19 protein-coding genes are annotated in these 14,956 nt (G+C 65.5%); 6 read left to right on the top strand and 13 right to left on the bottom strand.

Translation table 11 applies throughout. The features are described from left to right. Nucleotides 1–726, bottom strand: coding sequence for an SCO family protein (locus ACSFBL_RS12625; RefSeq protein WP_435516128.1), 726 nt, complete (start codon nucleotides 724–726; stop codon nucleotides 1–3). Beyond that, on the bottom strand, nucleotides 668–1,447 hold the full coding sequence (locus ACSFBL_RS12620) for an SURF1 family protein (protein ID WP_435516127.1): 780 nt from the start codon (nucleotides 1,445–1,447) through the stop codon (nucleotides 668–670). Before ACSFBL_RS12620 ends, ACSFBL_RS12625 begins: the two co-directional genes overlap by 59 nt. A 42-nt stretch (nucleotides 1,448–1,489) precedes the next feature. On the opposite strand from ACSFBL_RS12620, the gene ACSFBL_RS12615 reads away from it, so the two are divergent. Then, a complete protein-coding gene (locus ACSFBL_RS12615; protein ID WP_435516126.1) occupies nucleotides 1,490–1,720 on the top strand; it encodes a twin transmembrane helix small protein in 231 nt (76 codons plus the stop codon). 71 nt (nucleotides 1,721–1,791) lie between these two features. On the opposite strand, the gene ACSFBL_RS12610 is transcribed toward ACSFBL_RS12615, so the two are convergent. The 8 genes from ACSFBL_RS12610 to ACSFBL_RS12575 form a co-directional block, all read right to left on the bottom strand. Continuing rightward, nucleotides 1,792–2,673: a cytochrome c oxidase subunit 3 gene (locus ACSFBL_RS12610; RefSeq protein ID WP_435516125.1), complete on the bottom strand. Its 882-nt coding sequence runs from the start codon at nucleotides 2,671–2,673 to the stop codon at nucleotides 1,792–1,794. A 46-nt stretch (nucleotides 2,674–2,719) separates the two neighbouring features. After that, nucleotides 2,720–2,929, bottom strand: a complete 210-nt coding sequence (locus ACSFBL_RS12605; RefSeq protein WP_435516124.1) for a DUF2970 domain-containing protein — start codon at nucleotides 2,927–2,929, stop codon at nucleotides 2,720–2,722. Then, on the bottom strand, nucleotides 2,926–3,558 hold the full coding sequence (locus ACSFBL_RS12600) for a cytochrome c oxidase assembly protein (protein ID WP_435516123.1): 633 nt from the start codon (nucleotides 3,556–3,558) through the stop codon (nucleotides 2,926–2,928). The genes ACSFBL_RS12605 and ACSFBL_RS12600 overlap by 4 nt, the downstream gene beginning before the upstream one ends. A 7-nt stretch (nucleotides 3,559–3,565) precedes the next feature. Beyond that, nucleotides 3,566–3,676 carry a cytochrome oxidase small assembly protein gene (locus tag ACSFBL_RS12595; protein WP_435516122.1) on the bottom strand — a complete coding sequence of 37 codons (111 nt, stop codon included), beginning with the start codon at nucleotides 3,674–3,676 and terminating at the stop codon, nucleotides 3,566–3,568. 13 nt (nucleotides 3,677–3,689) lie between these two features. Further along, nucleotides 3,690–5,327, bottom strand: coding sequence for a cytochrome c oxidase subunit I (ctaD, locus tag ACSFBL_RS12590; protein ID WP_435516121.1), 1,638 nt, complete (start codon nucleotides 5,325–5,327; stop codon nucleotides 3,690–3,692). A gap of 42 nt (nucleotides 5,328–5,369) precedes the next feature. After that, a complete protein-coding gene (gene coxB / locus ACSFBL_RS12585; RefSeq protein ID WP_435516120.1) occupies nucleotides 5,370–6,548 on the bottom strand; it encodes a cytochrome c oxidase subunit II in 1,179 nt (392 codons plus the stop codon). A gap of 66 nt (nucleotides 6,549–6,614) precedes the next feature. Then, nucleotides 6,615–7,091: a DUF2244 domain-containing protein gene (locus ACSFBL_RS12580; RefSeq protein WP_028249432.1), complete on the bottom strand. Its 477-nt coding sequence runs from the start codon at nucleotides 7,089–7,091 to the stop codon at nucleotides 6,615–6,617. A 122-nt stretch (nucleotides 7,092–7,213) separates the two neighbouring features. Continuing rightward, complete coding sequence (locus ACSFBL_RS12575; RefSeq protein ID WP_435516119.1) at nucleotides 7,214–8,128, bottom strand: methyltransferase domain-containing protein; 915 nt, start codon at nucleotides 8,126–8,128, stop codon at nucleotides 7,214–7,216. A 22-nt stretch (nucleotides 8,129–8,150) separates the two neighbouring features. Between ACSFBL_RS12575 and ACSFBL_RS12570 the strand changes: the two genes are divergently transcribed. Both ACSFBL_RS12570 and ACSFBL_RS12565 read left to right on the top strand, forming a co-directional pair. Then, a complete protein-coding gene (locus ACSFBL_RS12570) occupies nucleotides 8,151–8,867 on the top strand; it encodes a ComF family protein (RefSeq protein ID WP_435516118.1) in 717 nt (238 codons plus the stop codon). Nucleotides 8,868–8,895: 28 nt separating this feature from the next. After that, nucleotides 8,896–9,357: a tRNA (cytidine(34)-2'-O)-methyltransferase gene (locus ACSFBL_RS12565; protein ID WP_435516117.1), complete on the top strand. Its 462-nt coding sequence runs from the start codon at nucleotides 8,896–8,898 to the stop codon at nucleotides 9,355–9,357. A gap of 115 nt (nucleotides 9,358–9,472) precedes the next feature. Here ACSFBL_RS12565 and ACSFBL_RS12560 read toward each other — a convergent pair whose 3' ends face one another. Both ACSFBL_RS12560 and ACSFBL_RS12555 read right to left on the bottom strand, forming a co-directional pair. Further along, on the bottom strand, nucleotides 9,473–9,931 hold the full coding sequence (locus ACSFBL_RS12560; protein ID WP_435516116.1) for a MaoC family dehydratase: 459 nt from the start codon (nucleotides 9,929–9,931) through the stop codon (nucleotides 9,473–9,475). A gap of 68 nt (nucleotides 9,932–9,999) precedes the next feature. Continuing rightward, entirely contained in the window at nucleotides 10,000–10,620 is a 621-nt protein-coding gene (locus ACSFBL_RS12555) for a nucleotide-binding protein (RefSeq protein ID WP_435516115.1), read from the bottom strand. A gap of 67 nt (nucleotides 10,621–10,687) precedes the next feature. On the opposite strand from ACSFBL_RS12555, the gene kefF reads away from it, so the two are divergent. Together kefF and kefC are read left to right on the top strand one after the other, a co-directional pair. Beyond that, nucleotides 10,688–11,326 carry a glutathione-regulated potassium-efflux system oxidoreductase KefF gene (gene kefF, locus ACSFBL_RS12550; RefSeq protein ID WP_435516114.1) on the top strand — a complete coding sequence of 213 codons (639 nt, stop codon included), beginning with the start codon at nucleotides 10,688–10,690 and terminating at the stop codon, nucleotides 11,324–11,326. Nucleotides 11,327–11,328: 2 nt separating this feature from the next. Beyond that, nucleotides 11,329–13,173 carry a glutathione-regulated potassium-efflux system protein KefC gene (gene kefC / locus ACSFBL_RS12545; protein WP_435516113.1) on the top strand — a complete coding sequence of 615 codons (1,845 nt, stop codon included), beginning with the start codon at nucleotides 11,329–11,331 and terminating at the stop codon, nucleotides 13,171–13,173. Nucleotides 13,174–13,188: 15 nt separating this feature from the next. Here the strand turns inward: kefC and ACSFBL_RS12540 are convergent, their stop codons facing one another. Continuing rightward, nucleotides 13,189–14,055 (bottom strand): amidohydrolase family protein, encoded by an 867-nt coding sequence (locus ACSFBL_RS12540; protein ID WP_435516112.1) that lies wholly within the window; start codon nucleotides 14,053–14,055, stop codon nucleotides 13,189–13,191. A gap of 116 nt (nucleotides 14,056–14,171) precedes the next feature. On the opposite strand from ACSFBL_RS12540, the gene ACSFBL_RS12535 reads away from it, so the two are divergent. Next, the gene (locus ACSFBL_RS12535) at nucleotides 14,172–14,945 is read left to right on the top strand and encodes a crotonase/enoyl-CoA hydratase family protein (protein ID WP_435516111.1); all 774 of its coding nucleotides are present in this window, start codon (nucleotides 14,172–14,174) and stop codon (nucleotides 14,943–14,945) included. The last annotated feature ends 11 nt before the right edge of the window (nucleotides 14,946–14,956 follow it).

The following is a 14,956-nucleotide window of genomic DNA, read 5'->3' as shown; positions in this document are numbered from 1 at the left end:
TCAGCGGCCCGGCTCGTCCCAGGAGGCGGACGCGCGCAGCAGGCGATCGAGATCGCGCTTGGCGCGACTTGCGCCGGCGGTGTCCATGCGGGCAGGGAAACGCATCATCCAGTTGCCCATGGGGTCGACCACGAAGAGGTGTTCGGCCAATGCATGTCCCGCGCTCGGCGCCAGCCACTGCTCGATCTGCGCTGCCGGCACCCGCACCACCGTGGCGCCGCGAAGGCCGTTGTCGAGGCGCTCCGGCACCGACGCGGCATCGCTGACGATCCAGACGCGGTCGATCCGGTCCTTTTCGCGCCCCAGGCTTTCACGAAGCTGGCGCTGCAGATAGAGCTGTTGCTCGCAGAGGGTGTCGCAACCCGCGTTTCCCACGGTGACCAGCAGCCACTGCCCCTTGAGGGACGAGAGCTGGATGGGCTTGCCGTCGCGCAGCGCCCCGGTGATGTTCGGCACCGGACGCTGCGGATCGATGAGTTCCCCGTAGACGCTGCGGCCCTCGGGGCGGATCACGTAGTAGGTGAAGTAGGAGGCGATCACCGGTGCGGCGCAACACAGCAGCACGATGATCATTTTCCAGCGGCCCGTCACCGTCCGCCGGCCTTCGGACCCCGCCATCGCCTGGCGCGGCGACGGCATCGAGTGCACGGTCAGCCCGAGCGGCTCGTCAGCCACGGCGTGCAGCGCGTGCGCGGCGGTAGGGGGCGATGAGTTGGAACCAGACATAGAGGATGAGGACGAGGGCCGACAGCCCGAACCACTGGAATGCATAGCCGTAGTGCTTTTCGACACCCAGCGCGGGAGCCGGCCAGTCTCGCTGCAGGCCCTCCGAGGCCGGACCGGTCTGCTGCAAGGAGACTTCGGTCCGCAGTGGCAGACCAGTCTCGGCGCGAAACGCTTCAAGGTCGAGATTCTGCCGGATGAGCGAAGACCCCGCGGGCGCCGGCGTTGACGCTGCGGCATCCGCCTTGCCCAATTCCAGCAGGTGCGCGGGTGGCGGGGCGATCCGCCCGGTCACTTCGACGAGGCCGGAAGGCGTCTCGACAGGCTGCAGTTGCGTCCGCTCGGTGAAATTCCGCTGGATCCAGCCGCGCTGGATCAGCACGGTCTGGTTGGTGCCTTCGAGGGCGAAGGGGGTCAGCACATAGAAGCCCGGCACTCCGTGCATCTGCCGGTTGTCGAGATAGACCGTATGCGGCTTCAGCCAGAGCCCGCGGAGACGCACCGGTCGATGCAGGGTGGCTTCGGGCTTGTCCAGCGCCAGGAAAGCCTTCTGGTCGAGCGGCGGCAGGTTCTTCTGCGCGTCGATCTCGGCCTGGATGGCCTCCTTCTGCGCCGCCCGCGAGAGTTGCCAGCGGCCAAGCGAAATGGTCGCCGCGACAGTGATCAAGGCCACCGCGGTGACGAGCCAGAAGCGCCCGCCGCGCGAGCCCCGCGAAACGGCCATGGCGTCGGCGTTCAAACCAAGTTGCGGCCCTGGCGGCCGATAATGTGGGTCATGAAATACTTTGTCGCCCTCGCCTTCCTGGGCATCCTGGCGAGTCTCGGGTTTGCGCTGTTCTTCATGCTGAAGGACGGGCGCAACGGCCGCGCCAAAAGTGGCGGCATGGTGCGCGCGCTCACTGTTCGGATTGGCCTCTCGGTGATTTTGTTCCTGTGCGTTCTGGTGGCGTGGAAGCTCGGCTACATCCAGCCAGGGGGCCTGCCGGTCGGCAAGTAGGTGGTGCTCGTTCCACGAGATCGATGAAAAAAGCGCCTTGCGGCGCTTTTTTGTTTTGCCGTCGCTGAGGGTCAAAGCCAATAGACCGTGAAGTAGAGGCCAAGCCACACCACGTCGACGAAGTGCCAGTACCAGGCCGCACCTTCGAAGCCGAAATGACGCTCCGGCGTGAAGTGGCCCTTGCGAATCCGCAGCGTGATGAAGAACAGCATCAGCATGCCGATGAACACGTGCAGGCCGTGAAAACCGGTCAGCATGAAGAAGGTCGAGCCGTAGGTGCCGGAGCTGAGCTTGAGGTTCAGCTCGGTGTACAGGTGGTGGTACTCGTAGCCCTGCACGAACAGGAAGGTCAGGCCGAGCAGCACGGTGAGCCACATGAAGCGCACGGTCTGCGCACGATGGCCTGCACGCAGCGCGTGGTGCGCGATCGTGAGGGTGACGCCGGAGCTTAGCAGCAGCGCGGTGTTGATCGTCGGCAGCCAGAACGGTCCGACCGTCTGGAAAGGCTCGACGATGTCGGCCGGCGAACCGGTCACCCCGGCAGCCACCGTCGGCCACACGGCCTTGAAATCGGGCCAGAGGATCGCGTTGTCGAGGCTCCCCAGCGCCGGAAGCGCATGGGTGCGTGCCCACCACAGCGCGGTGAAGAACGCGCCGAAGAACATGACTTCCGAGAAGATGAACCAGCTCATGCTCCAGCGGAACGAGAGGTCGACCTTGTGTCCGTACTGGCCGCTTTCGCTTTCGCCGATCGACTGGCGGAACCAGACGAACAGCGTGCCGAGCCAAACCACCATGCCCAGCAGCAGCGACCAGGCGCCCCACTGATGGCCGTTGATCCACTGGGCCGCTCCGAAGATGACGAAAAGCAGGCCGGTCGCCGCCATGACCGGGTAGGCCGATGGCCCGGGCACGAAGTAGTAAGGCGTTGTGCCGTGGGTCGTTGAACTCATATCAGGTCCTGGTTTTCTTCTCGATTCAAATTCTATGCAACGTTCTTCAGGGCGCGACGACCCAGCGCACGAGCAGGATCAGGCCGACGACGAAGATGACCACCGCCACGAACGCGACCGCAATGATGTGCAGCGGGTTGAGCTTGGAGACATCGTCCTGAAAGGCGCTGTTCTTGCGCACGCCGAAAAACGACCAGCCGACGGCCCTCACCGTCCGCCAGAGCGATCCCTTGTTCGGTGCTTCGCGCGCGTTCACGAGCGCGGCTCCGTCGCAGCCGGCACTACGGCCGAATTGGCAGCCACCGGTGCCGGGGGCGTCTTGCCGCCCACCTCGAAGAAGGTGTAGGACAGCGTGATCGTCTTGACGTCCTTCGAGATCTTCGGATCGATCACGAACGCGACCGGCCACTGCTTCTTCTCGCCCGGGTCCAGGGTGTACTGGTTGAAGCAGAAGCATTCGAGCTTGTTGAAGTACGGCGCGGCCTGCTGCGGCGCGTAGCTCGGGATCGCCTGCGCGGCCATCCGGCGGTTCTGCACGTTCTGGAACTCGTACATCACCGTGTTGAGCTGGCCTGGATGCACCTGCATCGACCGCTGCTCGGGCTTGAAGTCCCAGAGCCCGCGCACGTTCGCGTCGAACTCGACGGTGATCGTGCGGCTCATGTCCACCTGCGTGTTGTCGGGCAGCCGGACGTTCTTGCCGCCCGACGCGCCACCGGGCACCTCGAGTTCCGACAGGGCGAGGATGTTGATGCCGGTCATCTCGCAGATCGCGCGGTACATCGGCACCAGGGCATAGCCGAAGCCGAACATCCCGGCCGCAACGACGGCCAGCTTGCCGACCATGCGGACGTTCTCGCGACGGATGCGTTGACCGATGCCCATGGTGTGCCTATCGCCCGAACCAGACCATGCGAATGATGAAGCCAATGAAGAACAGCAGCGCGATGGAGGCCAGCGTGAGCCCCATGCGCCGATTGTTCCTTTTCTGTTCGGGTGTCATGGCGTGATGCGCTTCAGCCGATCACCTTGGTGGCGGTGGCATCCAGCTTCGGCGGCGTCTCGAAAGTGTGGAACGGCGCCGGCGAAGGCACTTCCCATTCGAGCCCTTCCGCGGCTTCCCACGGCTTCTGCGAGGCCTTTTCGCCCTTGCCCATCATGGTGGGGAGAACGATGAAGAAGAAGAAGTAGACCTGTGCGAGACCGAAGGCGAAGGCGCCCACCGTGGCAATGGCGTTGAAGTCCGCGAACTGCATCGGGTAGTCGGCATAGCGACGCGGCATGCCGGCCAGGCCCAGGAAGTGCATCGGGAAGAAGGTCACGTTGAAGGCGATCAGCGACCACCAGAAGTGCACCTTGCCGCGCGTCTCGTTGTACATCACGCCGGTCCATTTCGGCGACCAGTAGTAGTACCCGGCGAACATGGCGTACAGCGAACCCGCCACGAGCACATAGTGGAAGTGGGCCACCACGTAGTAGGTGTCCTGCAGCTGCGTGTCGATCGGCGCGACCGCCAGGATCAGGCCGGTGAAGCCGCCCATGGTGAACACGAAGATGAAGCCCACGGCGAACAGCATCGGCGTCTCGAAGGTCATCGAGCCCTGCCACATGGTCGCGATCCAGTTGAAGATCTTCACGGCCGTCGGCACGGCGATCAGCATCGTCGCGTACATGAAGAACAGCTGGCCAGTGAGCGGCATGCCGGTCGTGAACATGTGGTGCGCCCACACGATGAAGGACAGGATCGCGATCGACGAGGTCGCATACACCATCGAGGCGTAGCCGAAGAGCTTCTTGCGCGCGAAGGCCGGGACGATCTGGCTGATGATGCCGAAGGCCGGCAAGATCATGATGTAGACCTCGGGGTGGCCGAAGAACCAGAAGATGTGTTGGTACATCACCGGGTCGCCGCCGCCGGCCGGGTTGAAGAAGCTGGTGCCGAAATGGCGGTCGGTCAGCGTCATCGTGATGGCGCCTGCGAGCACCGGCATCACGGCGATCAGCAGGTAGGCGGTGATGAGCCAGGTCCAGCAGAACATCGGCATCTTCATCAGCGTCATGCCGGGGGCGCGCATGTTGAGGATGGTGACGATGATGTTGATCGAGCCCATGATCGACGACGCGCCCATGATGTGCATCGCGAAGATGCCGGCGTCCATCGAGGGGCCCATCTGCAGCGTGAGCGGCGCGTAGAGCGTCCAGCCCGCGGCGGGCGCGCCGCCGGGCATGAAGAACGAACCCACCAGCATCAGCGCCGCCGGGATCAGCAGCCAGAAGCTGAAGTTGTTCATGCGCGCGAAGGCCATGTCGGATGCGCCGATCTGCATCGGGATCATCCAGTTCGCGAAGCCCACGAAGGCCGGCATGATCGCGCCAAACACCATGATCAGGCCGTGCATGGTCGTGAACTGGTTGAACAGTTCGGGGTTGACCAGTTGGAGTCCGGGCTGGAACAGCTCGGCGCGGATCAGCAGCGCCAGAACGCCGCCAACCATCAGCATGGTGAAGGAGAACAGCAAGTACAGCGTACCGATGTCCTTGTGGTTGGTCGCGAACACCCAGCGACGCCAGCCGGTCGGCGCGTGATGGTGGTCGTCGTGGGCATGGTCGCCGTGGCCGTGTGCGGTGCCGTGGGGGTCGAGGACTGCGCTCATCTTGATATTCCTTGCAAACTCTTCGTCGTGGGGCGCGCCGGCTTACTTGCCGCGCTCCGCCAGCACCTCGGCCGGCTGCACCAGTTGGCCCGTCTTGTTCGACCAGCTGTTCTTGGTGAAGGTCACCACGGCGGCGATGTCGGTGTCGCTCAGTTGCTTCCAGGAAGGCATGGCGCCGTTGTTCTGGCCATTGAGCACCACGTGGAGCTGCAGCTTGTGGTCTGCGTTGAGCACGGTCGCCGAGCCGTCGAGCGGCTTGATCGGGCCCGCGCCCTTGCCGTTGGCCTGGTGGCAGGCCGCGCAGTTGGCCGCGTAGACCTTCTCGCCGCGCGCCAGGATTTCCGGCAGCGTCCAGACCTTGTTCGGATCGTCCTGCTTGGCGGCCGCCTCCTTGCGCTTGCCATCCACCCAGGCGGTGTAGTCGGCCTTGGAGACCACCTTCACGTGGATCGGCATGAAGGCGTGTTCCTTGCCGCAGAGCTCCTGGCACTGGCCGTAGTAGTCGCCCACCTTTTCGGCGCGGAACCAGGTGTCGCGGACGAAGCCGGGGATCGCGTCCTGCTTGACGCCGAGTTGCGGCACGGCAAAGGCGTGGATCACGTCGTTGGCCGTGGTGATGATCCGGACCTTGGTGTCGACCGGCACGACCAGCGGGTTGTCGACCTTGAGCAGGTAGTCGTCGGGCACGTTGCCGTGGGCGCCGGCATCGGACATCGCGCGGTGGGAGCTGTCGAGCGTAGAGATGAAGGAAAGGCCCTCGCCTTCGCCCTTCAGGTAGTCGTAGCCCCACTTCCACTGGTAGCCGGTGGTCTTGATCGTCAGGTCGGAGTTGGTGGTGTCCTTCTGGGCCACCAGCACCCGGGTGGCCGGGAGGGCCATCAGGATGACGATGATGAAAGGCACGATGGTCCAGATGACCTCGACCACCACCGATTCGTGGAAGTTGGCCGCCTTGTGGCCGACCGACTTGCGGTGCTTCCAGATCGAATAGAACATGACGGCGAACACCGCGACGAAGATCACCGTGCACAGCACGAGCATCACGGTGTGCAGGAAATGCTGCTCCTGCGAGATCTTGGTGACACCGATGGGAAGATTCAACTGACGCACGGACGGCCCGCCGGGCAGGTCATTGACTGCGTGTGCCGCGCCGCTGAACGCCGCGCCGGCAGCCAGCAGCAGATTCGCCGGCCAGATCTTGTTGCGCCAATTGCTCTTCATCGTGTTCACTTCTTCATTTTCCTGTTAACCCACCGGTCCCCACGGTGACACATTGCGCCTGCCCCCTCAGGCACTGCGCAATGCCATGCGAATCTCGCGCGCCAGCGCCGCGCGCAACTCCGGGCGCACATAGCGCCCCACCCTGACCGAACGACCCTGACCCGAGACCTCGATCAGCGAGCGATCGCTGTCCTGTGGCTCGACCCGCACCTGGTGCGGCAAGAATTCCGTGCGTTCATAGTGCCCGCCGTTCTCGAGCTCGACCACCAATCGCCCACCCTGCAGGGCGATCTTTTCGCCGTCGGTCGCATGCCGTGCATAGAGCACGAATGCGAACCCCACCCCGGCGAGTTCGAGCCAGGCAAACGGCAGCACGAGTCGTGCGCCGTTCAGCCAGAAGACGGTTCCGATGCCAAGAGAAACGACGCAGAGCGACGCGTAGAGCCAGCCAAGCTGGCTCGGCGTGACCGAGCAGTTGCGCTTCAGGAACCAATGGATGCTCTGGCCTGAAACGGTGGCAAAACGAAACACGGAATTCGACACGGGCGAGTTCAGCAAATCGGTGCGTCGATCGCTGTCAAACCCATGTCCGACAGGCCTCGATCACGGGACAATACCCGGGAGTTCACGCAGCGCCGGATTGTAGCGGGTCATGCAACACCGACTCATGCGCCCGGGCGGCCCCGCTGAAGCATTGATCGCATCTCGCGCAGGGACACGGCGCTTTCGGCGGAAAGGGCCACCCGCGGGGTCGGCTTGAAGGCATGGCCATAGATCACCTCGAAGGTCAGCCCGATGCGGCCGCCGCCCTCCTCGGCCGGCGCAAGCTCGGGAAGCGCCTTGGCGAGCGCGCGGCCCCAACCCCTGCCGCGCAGCGCCGGAAATCGACCGGGATGGAGGTTGCGACCGAGGCTGCGCAACTCGGCAAGGGCGGCGTCGGCATCGGCCCAGGTGAGCACGATGCGTTCCATGTCCATCACCGGCTCCGCGAAGCCGGCATGGACCAGCATGTCGCCCCAGTCGTGCATGTCGGTGAACTCGTGGCTGGCCGGCGTCCAGCCGAGGCGCCGGTACAGCGCCCGGAGTTCCATCAGGGTGTCGGGGCCGAAGCACGAGAACATCAGGAAGCCATCGGTCGCGACCCGCCGGTGCCACTGCCCGATCAGCGCCTCCGGGTCGGCGGCCATGTGGAGTGCCATATTGGCCCAGAGCAGGTCAACGCCGTCTTCTGGCGGCGCGTCGAAGCTCGGCTGCGGGCCCTGCCATCGCCGGGCCGACCACCATGGCGCCGCGAGCGCCTTGCCGGTCGGGGGGACCAAGGCGGCCTCCGTCTCGATCACGAACGAGGCGGCATCGCGGTAGCGCCGCGCGACCAGCGCGTGGGCTTCCAGGCCGCCCCGCAGCGGCGACCAATCGGCCCAATGGCGCGGCTTGGCCTTGATCCATTGCAACCGGTCCTCCATCCGGCGGCCGATTTCCTCGTGCAGCCAGGGGGAAGCCGATTCCGGCGCAAGGCGCCCCCAGCGCGCAGCCGCCGTTGCGTCGATGGTCGGCGGGCGGTGTGAAGGCGCGGTGGACATGGGCCGCTCAGTATATTGAGGGATGTTCAGCCGCTGGATCGAACGGCCTTTCACCGGCCTCCTCAACCGCCTGCCGAGCCAGTGCGTCGTCTGCCGGGCCTGGCCCGCGCAGCCGGTGTGCGACGCCTGCGTGGCGCGCTTTGCACCGCCGACGTCGCGCTGCAAGACCTGCGCGTTGCAGATACCCGACGGCGTCTCGCGCTGCGGCGAGTGCGTGCGGAATCCGCCGCCGCTCGATGCCTGCCTCGCGGCATGCGCCTACGTCTGGCCATGGCCGGAATGCATCGCCGAGTTCAAGTTCCGCGGTGACGCAGGCCGGGCCGGGCCTCTCGCGACCCTGCTGCGCAGCGCGCCCTGGGTCGAGCCTGCGATCGAGCAGGCGGACCTCGTCCTGCCAATGCCCCTGTCGTCGGCCCGGCTGCGCGAACGGGGCTTCAACCAGGCGCACGAACTCGCAAGACGACTGGCGCCCGGGAAAATCGATGCCACCCTGCTGCTGAGAATCCGGGAAACCACGGCGCAAAGCGGACTCACCCGCGCCGAACGGCTGCGCAACCTTCGGGGAGCATTTGCCCTCGAGCCGCTGCGCGTCGCGGACGTCCGCCAGCGTCGCATCGTGCTGGTCGACGACGTGATGACGAGCGGCGCTTCCCTTTTCACTGTGGCCGACGTCCTGCGCGCCGGCGGCGCAGCGCACGTCACGGCGATCGTGCTCGCGCGTACCGAGGCACCCGCCTGAGGTCGTCGACAGGTCGACAATCGGCGCCATGTTTCACATCGTCCTCGTCGAACCCGAGATCCCGCCCAACACCGGCAACGTCATCCGGCTGGCCGCCAACACGGGCTGCACCCTGCATCTGGTCGAGCCCCTCGGCTTCTCGATGGACGACCGCCTCCTGCGCCGGGCGGGCTTGGACTATCACGAATACGCCCAAGTCCTGCGCCACCCCGACTGGCCCACCCTGCTCGCCACCCAGCACCCACCGCCCGACCGGATGTTCGCGCTCACCACACGCGGCACACGGGCCGTCCACGACGTCACCTTCAAAGCCGGCGACTGGCTCGTCTTCGGCTCGGAAACGAGAGGCTTGGCGCCCGAACTTCGGGAAAGCTTCGATCCACCCCAACGCCTCCGGCTGCCCATGCGCGAAGGCCAACGCAGTCTCAACCTCTCGAACGCCGTAGCCGTCACCGTCTTCGAAGCCTGGCGCCAAAACGCCTTCCGCTAACGACAGACAGCAGCCCTTCGCAAACCACCGAGGATCCGGCTCCGCCGGTCCACCGGTGGTGCCCCCGGCAGGGGGTAGGCGGAGCGACACGAAGTGCGCGAAGCCTGGGGGCGAGCTACCTGAACCTGCGGACGACCGATTCGGCGACACAGGCCGGCTTGGGCGAACCTTCGAGTTCGATCGTGGTCTCCCAGGTCATCTGGAAGCCTTCGTTGGGAATCGTCTCCGAGGTCAGCAGCTTCATGCGCCCACGCACACGCCCACCGACCGGCACCGGCGCCATGAACCGGACCCGGTTCAACCCGTAGTTCACCCCCATGCGCGACTCGACGACGCTCATGGCCGTTTCGTAGATCCGCGGCAACAGCGACAAGGTCAGGAAGCCATGGGCGATCGGCGCGCCGAAAGGGCCGGCCTTCGCCTTTTCGACATCCACGTGAATCCACTGGTGATCGCCGGTCGCCTCGGCGAACTGGTTGACCTGCTCCTGCGTGATGGTGATCCAGTCGCTCACCGCGACTTCCTGGCCGACGCATGCGGCCAGATCCTGGAGGGTCTGGAAGGTCTTTTTCATGCGATTCACTTTATCGACGCGCCGTCACGGCACCTGTCGACGCCGCGACATGCGGCCTAGGGGAAAACCTAGGCGTCGAGCCACTGGCGGATCGGCTCCCATTGCTCCAGATCGCGCTGCACGCGGCCGGGCGCGATGTCGAACAGCGTGAGCCCCCGGGCGGCGAGCTGAACGTAGTTCTGCGTGTCCCGAAGCTCCCCCAGTACCGGCACGTCGAGGCCGGAGACGAATTCGCGCAGGCGGTCGGCTGCCAGCGTGCGGGCGTCGACGCGCATGCCGACAAGGGCCACCTGCGTCTTGTCGGCATGGCGGTGCGACAGCAGCTTGTCGAGGAAATCGCGCGTCGCATAGATGTCGAAGATGCTGGGCTGCAAGGGCACGAGCACCTTGTCGGCCAGCGCGACCACGTCCTTGAAGCGCGAGCCGTGCAGGCCGGCCGGCGTGTCGATGACCGCGTGGGTCGTTCCGCGCGGCGGCCGCACGACGTTGCCGTCCTCGGAGGCATCCCAGGTCCGGATCGCGCGCGCCTGGGGCGTTCGCAGGTTGAGCCACAACCGCGACGACTGCTGGCGGTCGACGTCGCCCAGCATCACCGCATGACCGCGGCTCGCGAAATAGCCCGCGATGTTGGTTGCAAGCGTGGATTTTCCGACTCCGCCCTTGGGGTTGGCGACCAGGACCACCGGCATGTGAGGCTCCTCGAGGCTGAAAACAGCCGCCATGGTAGCCGCGCGCGGAGTGCGCTATGTTCGCAGCATGCCGACAACAACAAGCACGGAAAGCGCCCCTCGGATCTACCTCGTCGCCGCGCATCCGCACTGGCGGGACTCGCGCGTCAACGCCCAGTTGCTGAAAGCGGCACAGGCGGTGTCCCGCGTCGACGTGAACGACCTCTACGACACGTATCCCGACTACGCGATCGACGTCGAGGCAGAGCAGAAGCGCCTGGCCCGCGCCGACCTGCTCGTCCTGCTGCACCCGATCCAGTGGTACTCGATGCCGGCGCTGCAGAAGCTCTGGATCGACGAGGTGCTCGGTTATGGATGGGCCTACGGCACCGGGGGAAGCGCCCTGGAGGGCAAGGATTTCTGGCTGGCCGCCACCACCGGCGGGCCCGAGGCGAGCTACCACCCGCAGGGCTACAACCGGTATTTCTTCGACGCTTTCCTTCCGCCCTACGAGCAAACGGCCGCGCTCTGCGGCATGCGCTTTCTCCCGCCACTGCTGTTCCATGGTGCGCGCAGCGCCCCTGCCAGCGAAGTCACGGCGCACGTCGACGTCTTCAAGGACCGGCTCTCCACCTACCCGAACTGGCCCGAACTCGAAGACCTGGACACCTGCGTCAGTTGCGAAGTCCCCAAGGTGGACAGGCCGCTCACCCACGAGGAGGCCTGACCATGTCACACGCGCCGGCCTGGCTCGTCAATTCCCTGATCTATCTCGGCGCGGCGGTGCTGGTGGTGCCGCTGTCGAAGGCGCTCGGGCTCGGCTCGATCATCGGGTATCTCGCTGCCGGCATTGCCATCGGGCCGTGGGGGCTCGGGCTGGTCACCAACGTCGAGGACATCCTGCACTTCGCCGAGTTCGGCGTGGTGCTCATGCTGTTCCTGGTCGGCCTCGAACTGGAACCCAAGCGACTGTGGAGCCTGCGCCAGCCGATCTTCGGCTGGGGTTCCGCGCAGGTGCTGGCCTGTGCCGCGGTGCTGTTTCTGGTCGGCTGGGTGGCGGGTGCGGACTGGCGCGTCGCGTTGGTCGCCGCGCTGGGACTGGCGCTGTCGTCGACGGCGATCGCGCTGCAGGTGCTCGGCGAACGCAACCTGCTCCTCACATCCACCGGCCAGGCCGGCTTCTCGATCCTGCTGTTCCAGGACGTGGCGGCGATTCCGATCCTGGCGCTGCTGCCGCTGCTGGCAATCGGCGGCGACGCGGGCGCCGAGATGAGCGGCGCCGCGCGTGCGTTCGAGGGCCTGAAGATCGTCGCTGTCATCGGTGGCATCGTGCTCGGCGGGCGACTTGCCCTTCGCCCCGTATTCCGCTGGATCGCACGCAGCAACACGCCCGAGATATTCACCGCTGCCGCCCTCTTGCTGGTCGTCGCCATTGCCGCGCTGATGCAGTTCATCGGGCTGTCGATGGCGCTGGGGGCCTTTCTTGCCGGAGTGCTGCTGGCCGAGAGCGAATACCGGCGCGAACTCGAGACCGACATCGAACCCTTCAAGGGCCTGCTGCTCGGGCTCTTCTTCATCGCCGTCGGGATGAGCATCGATTTCGGCGTGCTGCTTGCCCAGCCCCTGTTGATGGCGATGGTCGTCATCGGCTTCATGGTCTTCAAGTTCATCGTGATCTACGCCCTGGCGAAGGCGATGGGGATTCCCTACCAGCAGCGACCGGTGTTCACGCTGCTCCTGGCGCAGGGCGGCGAGTTCGCGTTCGTCGTGTTCCAGGCTGCCGGGCCGAATGTGCTGCCGCACGGCGTCGCGTCCTTCCTGATCGGGGCAGTCGCGTTGTCGATGCTGATCTCGCCATTGCTGCTGGTCGCCATCGACAAGTGGGTCCTCCCGCGCTACAGCGCAGACGAGCCCACGACCATGGAAGAAATCTCCGAACAGCAGGATGCCAAGGTCGTCATCTGCGGCTTCGGGCGCTACGGGCAGATCATCGGTCGCATGCTGAGCGCGCAGGGCCTCAAGATCACCGTTCTGGACCACGATCCGGACACCATCGAGAGCCTGCGCGAGTTCGGCTTCCGGGTCTTCTATGGCGATGCGACGCGGCTCGACCTCCTGCGCACCGCCGGCGCCGGGACTGCCAAGGTGCTGGTGATCGCGGTCGACGACATGGAGCAATCGCTCGAGATCGTGGACCTGGCGCGCGTGCACTTCCCGAACGCCAGGATCGTCGCGCGCGCACGCAACGTGGCGCACCTTTTCCAGTTGCTCGATCGCAAGGTCGAGTTCATCGAGCGCGAGGTGTTTGAATCCTCGCTGCGCAGCGGCCGCTCGGTGCTCGAAGGGCTCGGCTGGTCCGCGCACGAGGCGCGCGAAACGGCGATGCGCTTCCGGCGTCGCAACATCGAGCTGATGTACGAGACCTATCCGCACTACAAGGACCGCGCCAAGCTGATCGCGGTCGCCAAGGAAGGCCGGCAGCAGTTCCAGGAACAGATCGCGCGCGAGCGCGAGGAGCGGCGCCTGCGCTCCCGCCTGGAATGGGATCGGGTCGAGGAGGAAAAGACGCCGTAGCGCGCCGGCGCGGACCTATTGGTCGAGCTTCAGCAGGCGCACCGCGTTGCCCTTGAGGATGCCAGGCACCACATCGGGCTTGAAGCCCGCATCCTCGAAATCCTTGAGCCAGCGGTCGGGCGTGATCAGCGGGTAGTCGCTCGCGAACAGCACGCGGTCCTTCAGCAAGGTGTTGGCGTACTGCACGAGCTGCTTCGGAAAGTACTTGGGGCTCCAGCCCGACAGGTCGATCCAGACATTGGGCTTGTGCGTCGCCACGCTCAGCGCCTCGTCCTGCCACGGAAAGCTCGGATGCGCCATCACGATCTGCATGTCGGGGAAGTCGATGGCGACGTCGTCCAGGTGCATCGGGTTGCTGTATTCGAGACGCAGGCCGCCGCCGCAGCGCATGCCCGAGCCGATGCCGCTATGGCCGGTGTGGAACACGGCCGGAAGCCCGTATTCGTTGATCACCTCGTAGATGGGCCACGCCATCTTGTCGTAGGGGTGGAAGCCCTGCACCGTCGGGTGGAACTTGAAGCCCTTGACGCCGTGCTCCTCGATCAGCCGCCGCGCCTCGCGCGCGCCCATCTTGCCCTTGTGCGGGTCGATGCTTGCAAAGGCGATCATGATGTCGGGGTTCTTCTGCGCGGCCTCGGCGATCTCCTCGTTGGGGATGCGGCGACGGCCCATGTTCGACTCGGCATCGACCATGAACATCACCAGGCCGATCTTGCGCTCGCGGTAGTAGTCGATGCTTTCCTGGATCGTCGGGCGGCGGCTGGACCGGAAGTACTTGTCGGCAGCACGGTCGTATTCCTCGCCGTAGTTGTCGAAGGGGTTCCAGCAGCTCACCTCCGCATGCGTGTGGGTGTCGATCGCGATCAGGTTCTGGTGGTCCATGGCATTTGTCTCCGGGCGGTTTGTGGCTTAGGGTAAGTCCTCATGCCGCATCCTGTCGCGCGGCTTGAATTGATTATTTTCTATAACCATAATCGATCGTACTCCGGAATGCAATCATGACCCATACCGACCTCCAGCTCGAACTCCAGGGCGACATCGCCATCATCCGCCTCACACGCGGCGCCAAGCGCAACGCGTTGTCGGATGCGTTGATCCTCGCGCTGCGCAACACCTTCGAAAACCTGCCCTCGACGGTGCGGGCCGCGGTGATCGACGGCGAGGGCCCGCACTTCTGCGCCGGCCTGGACCTTTCCGAACTCCAGGAGCGCGACGCCGGCCAGGGCCTGCAGCATTCGCGCATGTGGCACGCGGCGCTCGACCTCGTCCAGTACGGCCCGGTACCGGTGATTGCCGCGCTCCACGGCGCGGTGGTCGGCGGCGGCCTGGAACTCGCCAGCGCCTGCCACATCCGGGTGGCCGATGCGACCACGTTCTACGCGCTGCCGGAAGGCTCCCGCGGCATCTTCGTCGGCGGCGGCGGTTCGGTCCGCATTCCCAAGCTCATCGGCGCCGCCCGCATGACCGACATGATGATGACCGGCCGCGTCTACAACGCCGAAGACGGTGAACGCGCCGGGTTCGCGCAATACCTGGTCCCCGAAGGCAGCGCGTTCGACAAGGCGGTCGAACTCGCCAAGCGCGTGGCGACCAACGCACCGCTGACCAACTACGCGCTGATGCATGCCCTGCCACGCATCGCCGAACAGCCGGCCGATCACGGCTTCTTCACGGAAGCGCTCATGGCCGGCATTGCACAAAGCGCTCCCGACGCCAAGGAACGCGTTCGCGCGTTCCTCGAGGGCAAGGCCGCCAAGGTTCAGAAATCCTGACCCTTCCGACA

The organism is Variovorax glacialis (assembly GCF_051216375.1).
Taxonomy (GTDB): Bacteria; Pseudomonadota; Gammaproteobacteria; order Burkholderiales; family Burkholderiaceae_C; genus Variovorax.
Note: the sequence above shows the minus strand (reverse complement) of the source record. Positions and strands in the feature narration are given on the sequence as shown.

Excerpts from the sequence above, each read along its gene's own strand:
- ACSFBL_RS12625 (WP_435516128.1), bottom strand. The coding sequence starts at position 726 with ATGTCTGGTTCCAACTCATCGCCCCCTACCGCCGCGCACGCGCTGCAC.
- ACSFBL_RS12620 (WP_435516127.1), bottom strand. The coding sequence starts at position 1,447 with ATGGCCGTTTCGCGGGGCTCGCGCGGCGGGCGCTTCTGGCTCGTCACC.
- ACSFBL_RS12615 (WP_435516126.1), top strand. The coding sequence starts at position 1,490 with ATGTGGGTCATGAAATACTTTGTCGCCCTCGCCTTCCTGGGCATCCTG.
- ACSFBL_RS12610 (WP_435516125.1), bottom strand. The coding sequence starts at position 2,673 with ATGAGTTCAACGACCCACGGCACAACGCCTTACTACTTCGTGCCCGGG.
- ACSFBL_RS12600 (WP_435516123.1), bottom strand. The coding sequence starts at position 3,558 with ATGGGCATCGGTCAACGCATCCGTCGCGAGAACGTCCGCATGGTCGGC.
- ACSFBL_RS12595 (WP_435516122.1), bottom strand. The coding sequence starts at position 3,676 with ATGACACCCGAACAGAAAAGGAACAATCGGCGCATGGGGCTCACGCTG.
- ctaD (WP_435516121.1), bottom strand. The coding sequence starts at position 5,327 with ATGAGCGCAGTCCTCGACCCCCACGGCACCGCACACGGCCACGGCGAC.
- coxB (WP_435516120.1), bottom strand. The coding sequence starts at position 6,548 with ATGAAGAGCAATTGGCGCAACAAGATCTGGCCGGCGAATCTGCTGCTG.
- ACSFBL_RS12575 (WP_435516119.1), bottom strand. The coding sequence starts at position 8,128 with ATGTCCACCGCGCCTTCACACCGCCCGCCGACCATCGACGCAACGGCG.
- ACSFBL_RS12570 (WP_435516118.1), top strand. The coding sequence starts at position 8,151 with ATGTTCAGCCGCTGGATCGAACGGCCTTTCACCGGCCTCCTCAACCGC.
- ACSFBL_RS12565 (WP_435516117.1), top strand. The coding sequence starts at position 8,896 with ATGTTTCACATCGTCCTCGTCGAACCCGAGATCCCGCCCAACACCGGC.
- ACSFBL_RS12560 (WP_435516116.1), bottom strand. The coding sequence starts at position 9,931 with ATGAAAAAGACCTTCCAGACCCTCCAGGATCTGGCCGCATGCGTCGGC.
- ACSFBL_RS12555 (WP_435516115.1), bottom strand. The coding sequence starts at position 10,620 with ATGCCGGTGGTCCTGGTCGCCAACCCCAAGGGCGGAGTCGGAAAATCC.
- kefF (WP_435516114.1), top strand. The coding sequence starts at position 10,688 with ATGCCGACAACAACAAGCACGGAAAGCGCCCCTCGGATCTACCTCGTC.
- kefC (WP_435516113.1), top strand. The coding sequence starts at position 11,329 with ATGTCACACGCGCCGGCCTGGCTCGTCAATTCCCTGATCTATCTCGGC.
- ACSFBL_RS12540 (WP_435516112.1), bottom strand. The coding sequence starts at position 14,055 with ATGGACCACCAGAACCTGATCGCGATCGACACCCACACGCATGCGGAG.
- ACSFBL_RS12535 (WP_435516111.1), top strand. The coding sequence starts at position 14,172 with ATGACCCATACCGACCTCCAGCTCGAACTCCAGGGCGACATCGCCATC.